The 18,891-nt window shown below is 40.7% G+C and carries 15 protein-coding genes and 1 tRNA gene; 4 read left to right on the top strand and 12 right to left on the bottom strand.

What is annotated here, in order from left to right:
- Positions 1-18: 18 nt before the first annotated feature.
- Together tig and I5907_RS08685 are read right to left on the bottom strand one after the other, a co-directional pair.
- Positions 19-1,380, bottom strand: coding sequence for a trigger factor (gene tig, locus I5907_RS08690; RefSeq protein ID WP_196990320.1), 1,362 nt, complete (start codon positions 1,378-1,380; stop codon positions 19-21).
- 84 nt (positions 1,381-1,464) lie between these two features.
- Positions 1,465-1,546, bottom strand: a tRNA-Leu gene (locus I5907_RS08685).
- A gap of 276 nt (positions 1,547-1,822) precedes the next feature.
- Here I5907_RS08685 and I5907_RS08680 point away from each other — a divergent pair.
- From I5907_RS08680 to clpX, 4 genes are all read left to right on the top strand, one after another.
- Positions 1,823-1,996, top strand: coding sequence for a hypothetical protein (locus I5907_RS08680; RefSeq protein WP_196990319.1), 174 nt, complete (start codon positions 1,823-1,825; stop codon positions 1,994-1,996).
- Positions 1,997-2,146: 150 nt separating this feature from the next.
- A complete protein-coding gene (locus tag I5907_RS08675) occupies positions 2,147-2,839 on the top strand; it encodes a ClpP family protease (RefSeq protein WP_196990318.1) in 693 nt (230 codons plus the stop codon).
- Positions 2,840-2,980: 141 nt separating this feature from the next.
- Complete coding sequence (locus I5907_RS08670; protein WP_231402004.1) at positions 2,981-3,613, top strand: ClpP family protease; 633 nt, start codon at positions 2,981-2,983, stop codon at positions 3,611-3,613.
- Positions 3,614-3,710: 97 nt separating this feature from the next.
- On the top strand, positions 3,711-4,946 hold the full coding sequence (gene clpX, locus I5907_RS08665; RefSeq protein ID WP_196990317.1) for an ATP-dependent Clp protease ATP-binding subunit ClpX: 1,236 nt from the start codon (positions 3,711-3,713) through the stop codon (positions 4,944-4,946).
- A gap of 203 nt (positions 4,947-5,149) precedes the next feature.
- Here clpX and I5907_RS08660 read toward each other — a convergent pair whose 3' ends face one another.
- From I5907_RS08660 to I5907_RS08615, 10 genes are all read right to left on the bottom strand, one after another.
- On the bottom strand, positions 5,150-5,638 hold the full coding sequence (locus tag I5907_RS08660) for a c-type cytochrome (protein ID WP_196990316.1): 489 nt from the start codon (positions 5,636-5,638) through the stop codon (positions 5,150-5,152).
- A gap of 107 nt (positions 5,639-5,745) precedes the next feature.
- A complete protein-coding gene (locus I5907_RS08655) occupies positions 5,746-6,888 on the bottom strand; it encodes an acyl-CoA dehydrogenase family protein (RefSeq protein ID WP_196990315.1) in 1,143 nt (380 codons plus the stop codon).
- 68 nt (positions 6,889-6,956) lie between these two features.
- Complete coding sequence (locus I5907_RS08650; protein ID WP_196990314.1) at positions 6,957-7,676, bottom strand: ComEA family DNA-binding protein; 720 nt, start codon at positions 7,674-7,676, stop codon at positions 6,957-6,959.
- Positions 7,677-7,711: 35 nt separating this feature from the next.
- Positions 7,712-8,461 (bottom strand): MBL fold metallo-hydrolase, encoded by a 750-nt coding sequence (locus tag I5907_RS08645; protein ID WP_231402003.1) that lies wholly within the window; start codon positions 8,459-8,461, stop codon positions 7,712-7,714.
- Between the two features lie 44 nt (positions 8,462-8,505).
- Positions 8,506-8,781, bottom strand: coding sequence for a hypothetical protein (locus I5907_RS08640; protein WP_196990312.1), 276 nt, complete (start codon positions 8,779-8,781; stop codon positions 8,506-8,508).
- A 78-nt stretch (positions 8,782-8,859) separates the two neighbouring features.
- Positions 8,860-9,291: a response regulator gene (locus I5907_RS08635; protein ID WP_196990311.1), complete on the bottom strand. Its 432-nt coding sequence runs from the start codon at positions 9,289-9,291 to the stop codon at positions 8,860-8,862.
- Between the two features lie 205 nt (positions 9,292-9,496).
- Positions 9,497-10,528, bottom strand: a complete 1,032-nt coding sequence (gene recA, locus I5907_RS08630; protein ID WP_196990310.1) for a recombinase RecA — start codon at positions 10,526-10,528, stop codon at positions 9,497-9,499.
- A gap of 346 nt (positions 10,529-10,874) precedes the next feature.
- Positions 10,875-14,069 carry a VCBS repeat-containing protein gene (locus I5907_RS08625; RefSeq protein WP_346266775.1) on the bottom strand — a complete coding sequence of 1,065 codons (3,195 nt, stop codon included), beginning with the start codon at positions 14,067-14,069 and terminating at the stop codon, positions 10,875-10,877.
- Positions 14,070-14,396: 327 nt separating this feature from the next.
- Positions 14,397-17,762 carry a VCBS repeat-containing protein gene (locus I5907_RS08620; protein WP_196990308.1) on the bottom strand — a complete coding sequence of 1,122 codons (3,366 nt, stop codon included), beginning with the start codon at positions 17,760-17,762 and terminating at the stop codon, positions 14,397-14,399.
- A gap of 111 nt (positions 17,763-17,873) precedes the next feature.
- Positions 17,874-18,803 (bottom strand): hypothetical protein, encoded by a 930-nt coding sequence (locus tag I5907_RS08615; RefSeq protein ID WP_196990307.1) that lies wholly within the window; start codon positions 18,801-18,803, stop codon positions 17,874-17,876.
- Positions 18,804-18,891: the final 88 nt, after the last annotated feature.

Here is an 18,891-nt window from a genome sequence, read left to right as displayed (position 1 = left end):
TAGTCAGTACAAAATTTATTAATGATGATGATGGTGCAGTTTATTTGCAAAATCTTCTGCGCTGATGCCCTCTTCGGAAGCCTGTACCTGTGTCTCGAGCTGGCGGAACAGTTTCTCTGTCTGCAGCTTGATGTATGTCTCTTCCACAAATTTTTGGTCTTTCATCATGCGGTTTGCGTATTCATCGAGCCACGGCGCCTCATCAATATTCGTCATACCCATATAACCAGCAATCTGCTGCAAAGCAAACTGCCTGATTTCGTTTGGCTCAACAGTAATTTTATTATCGTTGATGAGTTTTGAGCTGATAAGCGTCCATTTTAACTGGTTGGCAAAGGAAGGATATTCCTGCTCTGCTTCATCTTCAGTTTTTGGTTTTTCCGTACCATCTTTCAGCCATCTTTTCAGGAAGCTTTCGGGAAACTCCATGGTGGTATGGTCTACGAGGTGGTGATAGATCTGATCGTGCACCTGGTTGCTGCTTTGCGCTGCATAGTAGTTTTCGATCTCTACTTTCACAGCATTGCGAAACTCTTCTTCAGTATTGATGCTGCGACCGGGATAAACTGCTTCAAAAAAACCGGCGTTGAGGTCAGCTTTTTCAACAAATCCAACTTTGGTAATATTAAGTCTGAATGTCTTTTCAGCATCGGAAGCCTTGCTTTTATCAAGACCAAGATCTCCCATTACCCAATCCAGCTCTTTATCAGCAAATGCCTTATTTAATTGGATGGTAATTGTGTCATCTTTCTTTTTACCATTTAATTCAGCACGAACAGGCTCTGTAAAATACTTGACCAACAAAGAATTGGACTTTATCAATCCACCTTCTACCACATTACCGTCTGCATCAACTTCTGTAAAATCAACGTTCAGCACATTCTCCTCACCTGTCACGCTCTCAGGGTCGGTCATTTTGCCGTGCCGTGTTCTGAGACGATCGATTTCTTCATTTACCATTTCATCAGTAACCTGTACTACATAGCGGGTTACTTTTATATCACTGCTGTGAATATCGAATGCAGGTTTTAAACCGATTTCAAAAGCAAATGCATAGTCTGCAGGATTATTCATATCCAGCATTCTCGCATCATTTTCCAATGGCAGTGGCTGGGCAAATATGTCAATCTGCTCCTGTACCATATAATCCTGCAGTTGTTTTTCTACAAGGCGTAAAACCTCGTCTGAGAAAACTCCTTGTCCATACATCTTTTTCACCAGCCCTGCAGGAACCATTCCTTTGCGAAAGCCTGATATATTAGCTGTTTTAGCGTATTTTTTGATGCTGCTTTCAAACGCAGGCAGGTAATCTTCCTTCGCCACTTTCACAGTAAGTTTGTCTGTGAGTTTACCGATATTTTCCCTGGTAACAGTTGCCATTTGTGAAGTTGAAATATTTGTTTATGAAAAGTTGACAAGCGGAAAGGTGTTGTTCATAACCTTTCAACTTGTCAACCAGATGAGTGCGGATGATAGGAATCGAACCTACATGGATTGCTCCGCTAGATCCTAAGTCTAGTGCGTCTGCCAGTTTCGCCACATCCGCAAAGAAGACCCAAGGTACAGAAACCCGGTTCAATGCCTGGTTTGTGTGCTTGTCCTGTTCCTGAAACTTTCAAACAGGGGCGCAAAAATAGGGATTTTATGCAAACAGGCAAAAGCATTGGTATTCTTATTTTTATTTTTTAGCAACGGTATTAACTTCGATGGTGTTGGACTTCTTTGGTTGTTACTTGAAGCAGGCTTTCTACGGGGCTGTATTTTGGGCATCCTTTTACAGGGTACGGTGAAAAAACAACCTACCTTAGTTGAAAATTACCACATGCAGGAGCTTATTGACAAACTGAAAGCGCAGGGTTTAACAGAAGACCAGGCCTACAAGGCGATTGACGTGATCAAAGATTTTGCAAAGGAGAAGTTTCCCATTTTCGCCGGCGCTATCAATAAACTATTTGACAAATATGGGCCAAAGGAAGAAGAAGATTTTATGCCATAAAAACTTACATGGGTAATAAATGGGTTTGTACCACCAGTAAACGCCTGCTGTTTACTGACCTTTTGGCGCAAAAAACCGTTTGCATGGTATTTGGTATTCACTGGCATTGATTGTCCGAAATACTTATCTTCAATCGAAAATAGTTACTAAATGAATTATAGAAAGGAATTTGAGAAATACGCTGTAAAACACCAGGGTATCAGCAGCAGTACATTGCACAGTTACCTTAATCACAATGTTACCAATCTTACGCCATACATTATTGAAGAAAGGCCTTTGAATGTTGCGAGTATGGACGTGTTTAGCCGTTTGATGATGGACCGCATTATCTTCCTTGGTGAAGGCATTAATGATTATGTAGCAAACATCGTTACAGCGCAGCTACTGTTCCTCGACAGCACAGACCGCACAAGAGATATTCAAATGTATATCAACAGTCCGGGAGGCAGTGTTTATGCTGGTCTTGGTATTTACGATACTATGCAGTTTGTAAGTCCTGACGTGTCGACTATCTGTACGGGAATGGCTGCAAGTATGGGTGCTATTTTAATGTGTGCCGGCGTAAATGGTAAAAGAAGTGCACTGAGACATGCACGCATTATGCTGCACCAACCAAGTGGTGCCATTGGCGGCCAGGCAACAGATATAGAAATTACCGCGAGGGAAATCAAGAAAGTAAAACAAGAGCTTTATCACATTATAGCACACCATACCGGGCAGGATGTGGCAAAAGTGGCCCAGGATTGCGACCGTGATTTTTGGATGACTGCAGACGAAAGCAAGGCTTACGGCCTGGTAGACGAGGTACTGTTGACCAATCCAAGAAAAGAGAAAAAAGCTTAATCGAACCTGGTTATTTGCCCAGGCACATACCTGCAATGCCGGGGGGCAACGGTCAAATTAGCTTCCAAAGCTGAAGCGTGCGACGCAACAAAAGCCGAATAGCATTACAATAGCTGACTACCAAAAATTACAAATTAAACTATGATGCAGTCAAAATATATTATACATCCTGTTATGGATGATGAAGAAGAGCATGAAAAAGAGGCAAAACCGGACCCACAAAGTCCTTTCCTCATGAAAAAAATGGAGCAACTTTTTCTAGAAAAAAGAGCCGTTTACTTATGGGGAGTGGTTGACGATAAATCTGCGAGAGATATTGTTTCGAAACTGTTACTGCTGGATGCAGACAAACCGGGTGAAGAAATAAAATTCTTTATTAACAGCCCCGGCGGTATGGTAACCAGTGGAATGGTAATGTACGATACCATGCGCCTGATAAAATCTCCTGTAAGCACCATTTGCATGGGACTTGCAGCCAGTATGGGTTCTATACTGCTTAGTGCAGGTACAAAAGGCAGGAGATATATTTACCCCCACGGCGAGGTAATGATCCACCAGCCAAGTTTGGGCGGGTATTTCCAGGCAACCTCTGCAGATATTGAAATACAGGCCAACCAGATACGCAAAACAAAAGAAATAGGCGCCAAGATACTCGCAGAAAACTGTGGTAAAACCGTTGAGCAGATCATGAGGGATTTTGACCGTGATTACTGGATGGATGCTACTGAATCTGTTGCATACGGTATTGTAGACCATGTGCTGGACAAGCTTTAGCGCATCATTAAAATATTTTAAAAAATCGCTTACAGCGATTTAAGTATTTTTGTGGGGCCTTGTGCCCTTCAATCAGACTTAAATCGCTTCATTTATTATGGCTAAACAAACAAATCTACATTGTTCCTTTTGTGGAAAAAGCCGCGACGAGGTTAAAATTCTTATCGCCGGACAGGAAGGGCATATATGTGAGAACTGCGTAGAGCATGCCCAGGAGATCATTGTACAGGAACTGCAGAAAAGGCATGAGATACAAACCACCCAATACAGGTTTAATATACGCAAACCACTTGAAATAAAACAGTTCCTCGACGAGTATGTAATAGGGCAGAGTGACGCCAAAAAGATCCTTTCCGTTGCTGTATACAACCATTATAAACGTATTACCCAGAAACAGCAAAATGATGAAGTTGAAATAGAGAAAAGCAACATCATTATGGTGGGTGAGACCGGTACAGGAAAAACTTTGCTGGCAAAAACCATTGCGAAACTCCTCAATGTACCTTTTGCAATTGTTGATGCTACAGTATTTACAGAAGCTGGTTACGTAGGTGAAGATGTAGAAAGCATGCTCACCCGCTTACTGCAGGTGTGTAACTACGATGTTGCGGCTGCAGAAAAAGGCATTGTATATATAGATGAACTTGATAAAATTGCCCGCAAAGGAGATAATCCTTCTATTACACGAGATGTAAGCGGAGAAGGAGTACAGCAGGGGTTATTAAAAATGCTGGAAGGTACTGAGGTGCTTGTTCCGCCGCAAGGTGGCAGAAAACATCCTGAGCAAAAAATGATCAAACTAAACACCAGCAATATATTGTTTATTTGTGGTGGTGCATTTGATGGGATTGACAAGATTATCGCACGCCGTATCAACACCAACGCAATCGGGTTTAATGTTAATAAAACAGAACAGGAAAACAACAAGAAAAACCTGCTGCAGTTTGTAAACGCACAGGATTTAAAATCTTTTGGTTTAATTCCCGAATTACTTGGTCGTTTACCGGTGGTTACACATCTTGATCCGCTTGATGCAAAAACCTTGCGCTCTATCTTAACGGAGCCCAAAAACAGCCTGGTTAAACAGTATACAAGGCTTTTTGAGTACGAAGGCATTAAGCTTACCATTGAGCCCCCAGTACTTGATTTTATGGTACAGAAAGCGTTAGAGTATAAGCTTGGCGCCAGGGGTTTAAGAACCATTTGTGAGCATATTCTTACAGATGCTATGTTTGAATTGCCAGGCTCAGGTATAGATAAGCTGGATGTAACGCTTGAATACGCCATAGAAAAGATTGGCAACAGCAAATTGAATATGCTTAAGGTAGCGTAAACATTTTTTTGTGATGAATATTTTAAAAGCAACGTTAACAGCGTTGCTTTTTTATGTGAGCCAGGCAGTAGTTTTTCATAGCATCGCCTGTTGCGTCGCACTCTTGTGCTGAAGATCCATTATTCGGCAGCTCCGGTATCTCAACCTGCCTTTTTTACGTATTTTACCTTCCGCATTTTTTACCTGGAAAGAATATCGGAATTCTAATATACAAACACAGGCTGTGCTATATAATCGAGAATTGCGTCAATTTCTTCGTCTTTCAGATTCGGAAATTTACTCATAGAAGCCTGGTTGAACTGGTTATATAAAGTTGTGAAGTAAGGATCCTGAGACTTTAGCACTTCTTCACTGTCTCTTATCCACCTGTGTAGCATTTTCCTATCTGTCACACGATTTTCAATCCCTGCAAGAGCCGGACCTGTTAATTGCTTGTGTATCGCATGACAAGACGCACAATTTTGAGAGAAAAGTGCTTTGCCGTCTATTCCTGATGTTGAAATATAGTAGGTAGACTGATCAACCGTTCCACAGAAAAAAGAGGATTTTTCTTCTACAACTGCAAAATCTTTTTCGAAAAATAATGTCCCTGATTTTATAATGGCGCAAAATAATATCGCCATTATAAACCCCTTTAATCCATATTGAGCTTCTTTATTCACAAGATAAAAATAAAACGCAGCTTTTAACATACAATGTTCTGCGCGTTAATCTACGCGTTTGTTGAGTAATGTGCTAAACGCACAAGAGTGCGACGCAACAAAAGCTACATACTTTTACTGCAGCCGGGCTCAAAATATTATTCCTGCAAGCTTTCTCTTGCTATTACTATTTTCTGTATTTCAGAAGTCCCCTCGCCTATCGTGCAAAGCTTGGCATCGCGGTAGTGTTTTTCAACAGGAAATTCTTTTGTATAGCCGTTTCCACCAAAAATCTGCACAGCGTCGTTGGCTACTTTTACAGCAACTTCACTGGCGTAATATTTTGCCATTGCGGCCTCCTGGGTAACCTTCTTGTGACGGTTTTTGAGATCGCAGGCTTTAAGGGTAAGCAGGTCGGCAGCCATAATTTCAGTAGCCATATCTGCCAGTTTAAAACTAACCCCCTGGAAATTCGAGATGGGCTGATCGAACTGGTAACGCTCTTTGGAATACTGCAACGCCGCTTCGTAAGCGCCTTTTGCTATTCCCAGGGAAAGTGATGCAATGGAGATGCGACCGCCATCAAGAACCTTCATGGCCTGTTTAAAGCCTTCGCCTACTTCGCCAAGTCTTTGCTCATCTGCAATGATGCAATTATCAAATATCATTTCAGCAGTTTCGCTGGCACGCATACCCAATTTATTTTCTTTTTTACCACCTAAAAAACCTGTAATTCCGCGTTCCACTACAAAAGCCGTAGAGTTGTTTCTTGTTCTTGGCTCACCGGTCCGGGCAATTACCACGGCAACATCCCCGGTTTTACCATGCGTTATCCAGTTTTTAGTGCCATTGAGCACCCATTTATCACCATCTTTTACAGCGGTGCATTTCATATTACCTGCATCGCTCCCGGTATTTGGTTCTGTTAATCCCCATGCGCCAATCCACTCGGCAGTTGCCAGTTTTGGCAGGTATTTTTTCTTTTGTTCGTCGTTTCCAAACAAAAGAATATGTCCTGTACAAAGTGAATTATGTGCGGCAACACTTAAGCCGATTGACCCACACACTTTAGCTATCTCTTCTATTACCACCTTGTATTCAAAATACCCGAGGCCAGAGCCTCCATACACCTCGGGTACGAATACGCCCATCATGCCCAGTTTGCCTAGTTCTTTAAAAACTTCCACGGGGAAATGTTGCGATTCATCCCATTCCATTACAAAGGGCTTTATATGCTGTATTGCAAAGTTTCTTGCTGTTTCCGCCACCTGGCTGGTGATTTCATCCTGATTAAAATTCATATTGCTAACAATTGTTAGCGGCAAAACTAAGTGTTTATAATTTAAACAGCGTGAGTATCTGCATAGGTTTATCTCTTTGGCGTGATTGTTAACATGGGCCTGATTTTTTGGAAGGTTGTATCACTCAGACCGTAGGTTTTTCGAAGGTCATCAATTGATTCAAATCCATGAATACTGTTACGAAATTTTACAATGCGCTTACTTAATACATCGCCAATGCCGGGCAGCGATTTAAATTCTTCCTCAGTAGCAGTATTAATATCAATTTTTGAAATAACCGGTTTGGTATAAGCTGGCTCGGAAGCTACCCTTTCGTTGGCAGTATTGATGCCCGGTGTATGGATTCTTATGTAGGGAATTAACCTGTCTGCTTCTTCTTCCCTTAACCCATATATTTTTTTAATGTCTGAAGGTTTGGCAAACCTTCCACCTTTATTGCGGTAGTTGATAATGGTATTGATTGTTTTGTCTCTTAAGCCGAGTTTACGGAATCCATCCGCACCTAAAGTATTGGGGTCAAAAGGAAACATTTCGCCTACTTGTGCAGGCTGCTGAAAAGTCTGCTGACCGGTACTAACAATGTTGTTATTGTCATTACCTACAGAATCTTCTTTCAACAATGCATTCAATTGTTCCTGCAGCGCAGGATCTGTAACGGGATCTCTAAATTGCTTCCTGTAAAAGTAAGGTAGTATGATACTTGCGATAATGATACAAAGCAGGATGTAAACAGATATCCGTTCACTTTTAGTGAAAGTAAAATAGTCTTTCCAGGCATTTGGTGCCATACAAATTAATTTTAACGATTAATTCTATGGAAGGGTTATAAAGCGATGGTTAAGCCATCGTAAGCGAGTTCAATATTGGCGGGCAGTGTTTTGCTTACATCATCATGTTTACCAAGCTGATGACTGATATGCGTAAAATAGGCTTTTGGGACCTGTAGTTCCTGCACAAGATCTATGGCCTGCTGCAGTGTAAAGTGAGAAATATGGTCTTCTTTCCGCAGCGCATTTAGCACGATTACCTGAGAGCCTTTAATCTTTTCTTTTTCGGGCTCTTCAATCCTGTTTGCATCTGTAATGTAAGTAAAATTACCAAACCTGAATCCGTACACGGGCATCTTATAATGCCAAACCTGGATGGGTATAACTTTTATATCACCAATGTAAAACGGTGTTTCATCTATGGTATTCAGTATTATTTCAGGAACACCGGGATATTTCTTATCAGAAAAAACGTAGGCAAATTCTCTTTTCAGCGCTTCTTCAGTAAGGGAGTTTGCATAAACGTTCATTGCCTCATGCTGAAAAAAATTATAGGCTCTTACATCGTCCAGGCCGGCAGTATGATCTTTATGCGGGTGCGTAAATAAAACAGCATCCAAACGACGGTTATTAATGCGCAGCATTTGATACCGGAAATCGGGGGTTGTATCTACTACGAAAGTGGTGTTTTCAGACTGCACAAGAATGCTGCTCCGAAGTCTTTTGTCCTTTCCGTTGGTTGATAAACATACCTCGCATGGGCAGGCTACCATGGGTACACCAGTACTTGTACCTGTACCTAACATTGTTATCTTTAGCGTGGTGATGCTCACCGTTCAAAAATAGTGTACTATTTGTTTTCAGTAACTACTTTCTTCATGATCTCTTCGTACAATTTCTGGGACTCATGGGTAAGTTTATCGAAATCTATCTGTAGTTGAGGAATAATATCTACCAGGGTATTAATTCTGCCTTCAATATCCAAAAACTTGTTTAACACTACTACTTTTTTTTGCTCCAGCAGGCACCAGCCACTTTGAAAAGTACCGCGCTCATATCTTGTGGTAAAACCAGACTGGTTTAATACATCTTCCAGCTTATCAAGATTTGACTGTGTAAACTTCATAGTACAAATTTAACGAGGGTGGCAATGAAGACTGTCCTGTTTTATCCACAGAAAAACAGAAATCTGTCAATATGCATTTCAGGAAAATCTTGAAATTGTATCGAATGCCAGAGAGATTTTATCGTAAAAAATTTCCGGCTTATACGATTTCTGCATTACTCCTGAAAAGCCTTTCTCTATTAATTCCTGCTCCATTTCGTCATCGATAAAAAACGCTGTAAAAGCGAAAACGATCAATTCAGGGTAATGTTCTTTTATACGCCTGACGGTCATATAACCATCTAATCCGGGCATATTTATATCCAGCAAAATTAAATCTGGTCTTAGCCCAAGCGAAAGTTGCTGGAGCAGTTCATGACCATTGGCAGCCTTGGAAATTGCCGCATTTTTTGCGACCAGCATTTTGCCGGCAATCATCATATTGATTGGCTCATCATCGGCAATCAAAATATGTTTACCGGAAAAATCAGTACGTATGGCTGATACACTTGAAGTTGATGGTGTTTGCATTACTTGCCTGGTTTTGCCTTCAGGGGATATTCTAATTTTTTTGCAAATTATTGATACTCTTTTACAAATTATGCATTTTCAACTTAAAAAGCACTCAAAATGTAAACCAATATACTATGTATATACAACAATGTAGGAAAGATGTAAAAAAAGAAGCCACCGTACAGAAGTACAGTGGCTATTATTTACTAACCCATAGTAAAAATTAATCTTCTTCTTCCTCTACAACAACAGGTGCATTAGCAGTGGCTTCAATAAGTTTGGCCCTGATTTTTCCTTCAATTTCATTTGCAAGTTCTGGATTGTCATGTAACAACTGTTTTACAGCATCCCGACCCTGGCCAAGCTTATTGCTATCGTAACTAAACCAGCTACCGCTTTTATTTACAACGCCAAGCTCTACACCCATGTCGAGTATTTCACCTATTTTACTAATACCTTCACCAAAGATGATATCAAACTCCGTAGCCCTGAAAGGAGGAGCAACTTTATTTTTTACCACTTTAACCTTAACCCTGTTACCTATTGCTTCGTCACCATCTTTAATCTGTGAAATACGACGTATGTCTAACCTAACCGAACAATAAAATTTTAATGCATTACCACCGGTTGTTGTTTCAGGATTACCAAACATAACACCGATCTTTTCACGCAACTGGTTGATAAATATACAAACCGTGTTTGTTTTACTGATGGTCGCCGTAAGTTTACGCAATGCCTGGCTCATCAAACGGGCCTGGAGGCCCATTTTACTATCTCCCATTTCGCCTTCCAGTTCACCTTTGGGAACAAGTGCTGCTACAGAGTCGATTACCACAACATCTAACGCACCTGATAAAATAAGACGATCTGCTATTTCCAACGCCTGCTCACCATAATCGGGTTGCGAGATTAAAAGGTTATCTACATCAACACCAAGCCGCTGTGCATAGGCACTGTCAAAAGCGTGCTCCGCATCTATAATAGCACAGATGCCCCCTTTCTTTTGAGCTTCAGCTATTACGTGTGTTGCAATAGTGGTTTTACCGGAAGATTCAGGCCCGTAGATTTCAACAATTCTACCTTTTGGTAAACCGCCGACACCCAATGCAACATCCAGCCCTATAGAACCGGTTGAAATTACTTCAAGTTTACGGTCTCCTTTGTCACTCATCATCATCACACTACCCTTACCAAAATCCTTATCTATTTTATCTATTGTAAGCTTTAGTGCTTTAAGCTTATCTGCATTACTCATGTTAATTTGTTTATTGTTCAAAATTAATCAGGCCATAAAAGTAAAGTAATTTTACTTATCAACACTAATTATTTTAGTATTTTTTTGATAATTTTTTTGGGAATTTTAGGAGCCAGGCTATAGTATTGCAAATAAGCTTTCGTTGCGTCGCACACTTCAGCAGTTAGCACTTTATGAGGCAAAAGCGAAGATCGAAGCGTAAAATTTCTAGTATGCTGCACACGCAACAAACAAGAACAATACACAGGGAGGTGAAACCGCAACGCTACAGTTGCCATAAAAACGGAACCCCGAACCGAGCGTGGCAACAGGCGATGCCATAAAAAACTACAGCCGGTTCCATTATTTATTTCCTGAATTGTATGACCATTGAACTGTCGTTATTACGTGCAATAACATAAGCAGTATCTCCCGCAATGTTCAAAGCTTTAACATGCCTTGACTGCCCTTTAATGACAAGGCCATTAATTGTTTCGGCTGTAAACAGGCCCTTTCCTTTATTGATCAGTACAGTTCCATAATCAGCATCGTAGCGGCCCATCTCGATATTCGTTGCATAAAAATTACCTGCGAGTAAAACATCCGGAAGGTGATCATTGTTGGCATCTACAATTTGTGCATCACGGTAAGTAGTAAGCTGTGCCAACCATGGCAATGGCTGAACAGTAAAATTCATGTTTCCATCGTTGATAAAAACGGCATTTGAAAAATAATCCGCAGTAAAAACCTGCGCACTACTCAATTTTTGTTGCGGAATAATTTCACTGACGGATGCTTTCGCAAAATCATCTGCATATAAAAATTTCTTTTTAATAAAAGGTAATTGTTTTTGCAATTCATCTTTATTGGCAAAGACAAGTTCTCTTCCGCCGAGATAATAGGTCATTAGCTGTTCCTTCCTGCCATTGTCATCAAAATCGTTGTAATACATTTTAACCGGTTTCTCTTCAGTTGCCTTTAGACGGCTGTTTAAACCCAGGTTGCCAGCTATAAAATCATCATCGCCATCGTTATCAATATCTGCTGGTATTACAAAATTCCACCAACCGTTCTGCTTACACAAAACGGTTTTTGTAAAACGGCCTTTTTCATTTTTCATCATTACAATACCGCCCCACTGCAGCGAGAGCAACAGGTCTTTGTCGCCATCTTTATCCATATCGTACCACTGGGCAGAAGTAACAAAACCCACGGCCGCTAACTCTTTTGAGGTGGCGCCTGTAACATCTTTAAAATGTCCTTTGCCATCATTCTGCAGTAGATAAGATCCTGGAATTTTTCCATACTCCCAGGGTACAGCTCTGCCACCGATGAAAAGATCCGTGAAACCATCACCATTAAAATCATACGGAGCAACAGACGATGCAGTTAACCATATATTATCGAATGCGTGTTCCAGCTTTAGCAAAGTTCCTTTGCCATTGTTTATATAAACGCGTGGCTGCATGTGTGTATCATGGCCAAAAAATTCATTGCCGCCACTTGCAATTATAAGATCTGCATTTCCGTCGTTGTTTACATCAGCAAACACGGCACCGGCATCTTCATACATGCTATCGGCGGCCAGCGAAGGCTGCACGGATTGAACAAACATGCCAGCATTTGTTTGTGTAAACAACGCTCCTTTATTTCTCTTGGAACCGCCGATAAACACATCTTCAAATCCATCACCATTAACATCGCCAACGGCCAACGCAGGTCCTTCTTCAGACAACATTTGAGGAATAAGGGCTTCCCTGTCAAATTCATTAAAGTCGTTTTCAATGTGCCGGTAGTTAAACCCTGTACGAGCAGTAATGTCAACCATTTGCAATGCAGCGCTTTTAAAATAATTGCGTAACGATGTGTAATCAAAATGCGGCAATCCGGGTTTATACGTAAGCTGAAGGGTTGTATCCTTCTGCAACGATAACTTTTCGTAAGTGTTATCCGGCCATACAATAAATGCAGAATCAATTACCTGGTTTTTTATGCCAATGTGCAAAGGCGTTTCCATTGATGAAAGAAAACCCCTCGAAGCGAATTTCTCGTATGTACTAATGTTCCCATCATGATATAATATAGCTTTTGAACCTGTAGCGTTGATGTTTTGCGCCGGACCTTTAAACTTAAGCTGCATGTAAGATGAGGTAATCGTATCGTTTGTAACATTCCTGTACAATAGCGCAGCATCGGCAATATTGCTGGTCACAATATCAAGGTCACCATCATTGTCAAAATCAGCATACACTGCACCGTTGGAAAAACTGTTCACATTTCCTTCTATACCGGCAGCAACATCAGCAAAAGCCGCATCATGATTGTTCCTGAAAAAAGCATTGGGCAACTTTATCTCAGGAAATTTATTGATAAGCGCCATGTCCTTTTCATTCAATGTCCTGTTCTTCATTTTTTGCTGCATCTCTTCATTGGAGACAAAGTTTACATAGTCAATATCATTTAATCGTTTGGGTATACCGTTAGATATAAATAAGTCTTTCCAGCCGTCGTTATCAAAATCCATCCACAGTGTACTCCAGCTCCAGTCAGTGGCATACATGTTTGCGTATAAACCAACCTCGCTAAACATACCATTGCGCCGGCTTAGCTGTAAGTTGTTACGTGTGTATTGATAAGCGTAACCATACCCGATCTTCATATTGAAGATATCCGTCTTATCTTCTCCAAGTGAGCGCTTAAGCATATAAGGATCGGATGGAAGCATATCCGCAGAAACAATATCAGGCCAGCCATCGTTATTTATATCTGCTGCATCAACACCCATTGTGTACTGGCTGGTATGCATCATGTCGCTTTGCATTGCTTCTTTAAATGTACCGTCCTGCTGGTTAATGTATAAATAGTCATTTTCATGAAAATCGTTACCAATATATATATCGGGCCAGCCATCGAGGTTGATGTCTGCTACTACTATACCTAACCCGTAACCAATTACAGAACTGTTGATATTTGTTTCTTTTGTTATGTTCGAGAAATGCCCGCTATCGTTTCTGAAGAATTTATCACCTGATAAATCGTGGTAAGTACCGATGAACTGTTTACGCTCAGCAAAAGTGCCGTTCTGGTGTACAGAATGATTCAGGAGATACATATCCAGGTCTCCATCAAGATCATAATCCAAAAAAGCAGCCTGTGTGCTGAAACCGGAAAAATCGAGCCCATAACTGGCGGCAGCTTCTTCATATACAGGCGTTCCATCTTCCAGTATTTTTCTGCAAATGAGCAGTTCATTTTTGCTTTGCAGTTTCATATAATTACCTACCCTGCAAACGTAAATATCAAGCAGGCCATCGTTGTTGATGTCAACTACAGAAACACCTGTACTCCATCCACCATCTTTAGGTATGCCCGCCGCATCTGACGCATCTTTGAAGTGGAGCCCGCCTTCATTCAGGTAGATTTTATCTGCGCCCTGGTTTGATGCAAAAAAAATATCTGTACGGCCATCATTATTAAAATCTCCTGCACCAACACCTGCACCGTTATAAAAGTACATATAATCAAGTACGTTAAAAGTTGAATCAGGATGAAGTTCATTCACAAAAGCAAGTCCTGTTTTATCATGCTGCAGCGTTTCAAATATTACAGGTTCGGCAGGTACCTGACGCGATGTACAAGCGGCAAAAAATACTGCAAAAAAACAGCAGTATAATTTTATATGGAGCCAGGCTGCATTACTACTACTGAGCTTTGGTTGCGTCGCACACTTGTGCAGCAATAATTCTTTGCAACACGTGTTCAACGCCGTTAATTGTTTATATAAATGTTTCATTACAATTTGTAGTATGCTTTGCTGATTATTGATATTACTGCTGAAGTGTGCGACGCAACAGGTGATGCCATGAAAAACTTCTGCCGGGTTCATAACTTATTTTACCAATTCAAAAACTACAGGAAGATCGTTGTTGCGCAGAAAGATAATTTTATCCTTCCTTTGTCCGGGTATATCTGCTATATCCCGAACTTCGCCATCTAATTCTATACCGGATTCCTTTACAGAGGCAACAACAAAATTTCCATTACCGCTGTTTAAAAGCAACTGCCCAAAACTTGCATCGAGCCTGCCAAACTGCGGTAAAAAATGCAGCATGTTGCCACCGAGTAAAATATCTTTTTTACCATCTTTATTAATGTCTTTACACAATATGGCATTGACAGAAGAAAACTGCACTGAGGGCGGCAATTTTACCAAGGTAAAATTTCCTTTGCCATCGTTCAAGGCAATACATGAAGCGCTGTAATTCCATTGTTTTACGGTGCTTGTTTTAATAAAATCCTGCGCAAAAAGATCTGTGATAGATTTCTTAGCATAATCTTCATGCTTAAGATTCTGCTTTTTAATAGCAGGTATTGCATCCTGTAAATCACGTTTCATAAAAACGGGCATGTCTTTGCCGCTTATACTGCGTGTAATGATTTTTTCAGGTACATTATTTTTGTCAAAGTCGTTTATAAAAATTTTGACAGGATTTGCAGTATCAGGATGCAGGTAAAAATTCTCTCCATAGTTGCCTAATACCATATCGTTATCTCCGTCACCATCAAGGTCTGTAACGCTTACGGATTGCCACATACCGGAGAAATTTTTCAGGTTTGTTCTGAGTTCAATAAATTTTTTGCCATTGAATGAAAAAATACGTGGTTGCATCCATTCTCCAACAATAATAAGTTCTTTCCTGTTATCGCCATTAATGTCAGCAAAGGAAGCACTGGTTACCATTCCTGCTGAAGCAATTTCAGGGTTTCCTGTTTTTGCTATGTCAGTAAAGTGACCATTACCATCATTTACAAACAGGTAGCTGCGGGGTGTTACACCATAATCGAGCGTAACATTCCTGCTGCCAACAAAAAGATCGTTGTCGCCATCGCCGTCAAAGTCATCAGCAACAGCCACAGCTATATTCATATCATTTGGCGGAAATGCTTTGGTATCAATGTCAAAGTTTCCTTTGCCATCATTTTTGAAAAGCCTGTGTTGAAGTTCCTGCCTGCCCGGCGACCTGTTGTTGCCGCCTGCGCCGACGTATAAGTCAAGATCGCCGTCTTTATCTGCATCGAAGAAAAGCGCTGCTACATCTTCAAAATTGGCAAACCGTTCGAAAGACGGCTGCTTCTTTATTTCGAAACTGCCTTTTGACGATTGCATGTAGAGCACCCCGGCTTCCCCACTGGCGCCGCCGATAAAAATATCTGCCAACCCATCCCCGTTTACATCACCCGTAGCAGCTCTTGGCCCTTCCCTTGAAAGCAATACAGGTACATTTCTTTCATTGTAAAAATCAACATAATCGTCTTCGGTATGTTTTTGAAAACTGGCTGTTACGGCAGACAAAAAAGGAGAAGCAGGTTTATTTTTTGCAGAAATAATTTTTTGAGCATTGGCAGGGTATGTTATCATGTGCAGCGTATCTGTGCCAAGGTTATAATAAGATGAAAATGTATGGTTTGGCCACATGATGACAACAGAATCGATGGTACGGTTTGCACCAAGTCCAAACACATTTTTGTAATCTACCGAAGATTGAAAACCACGGCTTGGTATAACTTCTCTTGTATACAGGTTTTTACCGGCATACATCTTTATCAGGCTACCTACTGCATGTGTATTAAACGATTCTTCTCGCAATACAATGCTTACATAATGATTACCGGTTAGTTCTCTTGCATTATTGCGGTAAACAAAAGCGGGCTCGTTTACATTGTTTACCACAAGATCCAGGTCTCCGTCATTGTCTAAATCTCCGTATGCCGCGCCGTTTGAAAAAGATGGTTGTTGAAAGCCCCACGCTTTGTTTGCATCTGCAAACCTGAGGTTACCTTCATTCTTAAAAGCGTTATTGGGTATTGGCTGAGAAGGCATTTTACTGATCACATCTTCTATCTGTTCCTTCTTGCCGGTTAAGACCATTTTCTGAATGACTTCATCTGCGAAAAAATCAATAAAGTCCTGGTTTGTTACATCATGATTAATTCCGTTACAAACATATAAATCAGATAAACCATCATTGTCTGCATCGAAGATCAAACCACCCCAGCTCCAGTCTGTAGCAGCAACGCCGCTGTAATTTGCGATCTCCTGGAACTTGCCATTTCCATTGTTTAGCTGCAGCGTGTTCTTGGTAAACTGGTGATAAAACCCCGATGTTTCCTTGAGATGATAAACGTCATAATTCTCAAAAGAAGTAGTTGTTTTTAAACGGTATTCATCACCAGGTAACATATCTGTTGTAAAGATATCCGGGTAGCCATCATTGTTTATGTCTGCCATGTCTGCACCCATAGAAGAAAGGCTACTATGCTGTACCCACTTTTCCAGCTCATCTTTGAAAGTTCCGTCCCTTTGGTTTATATAGAGGTAATCTCTTTCAAAAAAGTCGTTTGACACATAAACGTCCGGGTAATAGTCCCCGTTCACATCCCCAACTGTTACACCCAGTCCAAAACTGATCAAGCTTCCATAGATGCCGGCTTCTTTACTAATGTCAATAAACTTCCCATTGTCATTTCGGTAAAAGTGGTCACCACCACCCTTTAAGAAGTCTGCCACGGGCCACTCAGGTGCACGCAGGTCTCTTTTATTGGCGTAATTCAGTGTATTTACCGGTATAAAACTATTGTTGATAATAAAACAATCGAGGTCACCATCAGCGTCATAATCAAAGAACGCTGCATGTGTTGTGTAACCGCCTTTATTTGTAAGGCCATAAGCAGCGGCAGAGTCGGTAAATGTGAGATCATGATTATTGATGAATAGTTTGCACTCTGGTGCACGACCGTTAATATACCCTGCATTACAAACGAAAATATCCAGCCAGTCATCATGATTAATATCCACCATTACAACGCCGGTACTCCATTCTTCTTCTTCAGCAATGCCCGCACGTTCAGAAATGTCATCAAATTTCCAGTTGCCTTTGTTCAGGTAAAGCTTATTGCTTCCCATATTGGCCGTAAAGAAAACATCTGCAAGGCCATCATTATTTACGTCGCCAACAGCTGCTCCTCCGCCATTGTAGAAGTTGCGGTAACTAAAAATGTTGAAATCTTTTGTATTACCAATATTATTAGAAAAGGTGATGCCACTACTATCAACTAACGAAAACAGAGCAGCATCTTTTTTTATTTGAACGCTACCCCTGCATGCCTGCAATACCGCCAGAAGTATTGATGCAACTATCAATATTGCTGTACTTGCTTTTAAACCAACATTACTTTTATTAAACTGGATAATCATGAATGTTTATTGTTGTGGCAACATTTAAATACCGGCGACAGCAACCGTGGCATCGTCCCTTGCGTCGCAATCACTTCATCAATATATCTTTATTGAGCACCCTTTGATATTTTAAAATACAGGAGTGCACAATCTTGTAATCCACTGCGCTGAATCTTTTTCTGCCAGCCTGTTTGTTACCAACGACTGAAAGCCTATAGCCGGGCTTACATATTTATGATCTTTGATATACACACTCATTTGAATTTCGGCCCTGGCAATGGTGGCCGGCCCACCCTTTAATTCGGCAATAAGTATGTTACCAAGCACCATTTTTTTCTGCTCAATGTTTTTGAAAGAAGCTATATCTCTTTCCACTGGTATGGCCACCATAACACTGTAATGCACAGAATCAACTGCAGAAACATTCAGCATGGGAAAACCTGTTTCCTTTATGTTTTTATCCCGGGCATACTTTTGCAAGGTGCTGATCATCGTGTAAATCTCTGTATTGTCGGGGTAATGATTAAACATGGCTCTTGTTGATACCAGGCTTGAATCTTTTACTTTCTGCTTCTGAACCGAGAAACCGTATATATTCTCCTCTTTATCAAAAAAAACTTTTAAATCATTGGCAAGCGATTCAACAAGAAGCTGGTGTTTTTTAAATGCAAGGTATTGCGCAACACGCTTCCATGGCACGGCTGAAAAAACAGCTTCGCTTTGCACAGACAATTTAGCTGACATATCCGTAAAATAAACAACCTGCAGGTGAGAAGATGTTTGTAAGCCTTCTTCATTGATAGAAAAGTCGAATCCTTTTAGCGTAAAGCGGTCTATGTTGATCTTCCGGTTTTGATATACAAGGTTTTTATTGTCTATGACTTTCCCCGGCCACCAGGCATCCCATGCATTCCTGTTAAGCATAAACCTTTGTGCCGCGCTTTCTGTACAGTTCAATTCCAAAGAGTGAAAGATCCGTTGTTTGGAAGGTATTAACAGGTACACAGAAATCAACACAATGCATATAACAACAGCAATTACAATTACAACTTTCTTCATTACAATTCAATCGTTTTCTTATAACAAATATGCCTTCGATTTATTAAACAGCAAGAATGTACGCGCTAAAATGCTGATAAATGTTATA

The organism is Panacibacter microcysteis, from assembly GCF_015831355.1.
GTDB lineage: Bacteria > Bacteroidota > Bacteroidia > Chitinophagales > Chitinophagaceae > Panacibacter > Panacibacter microcysteis.
The sequence above is the reverse complement of the archived record's forward strand: the minus strand, read 5'-3'. Positions and strand labels throughout refer to the sequence as shown.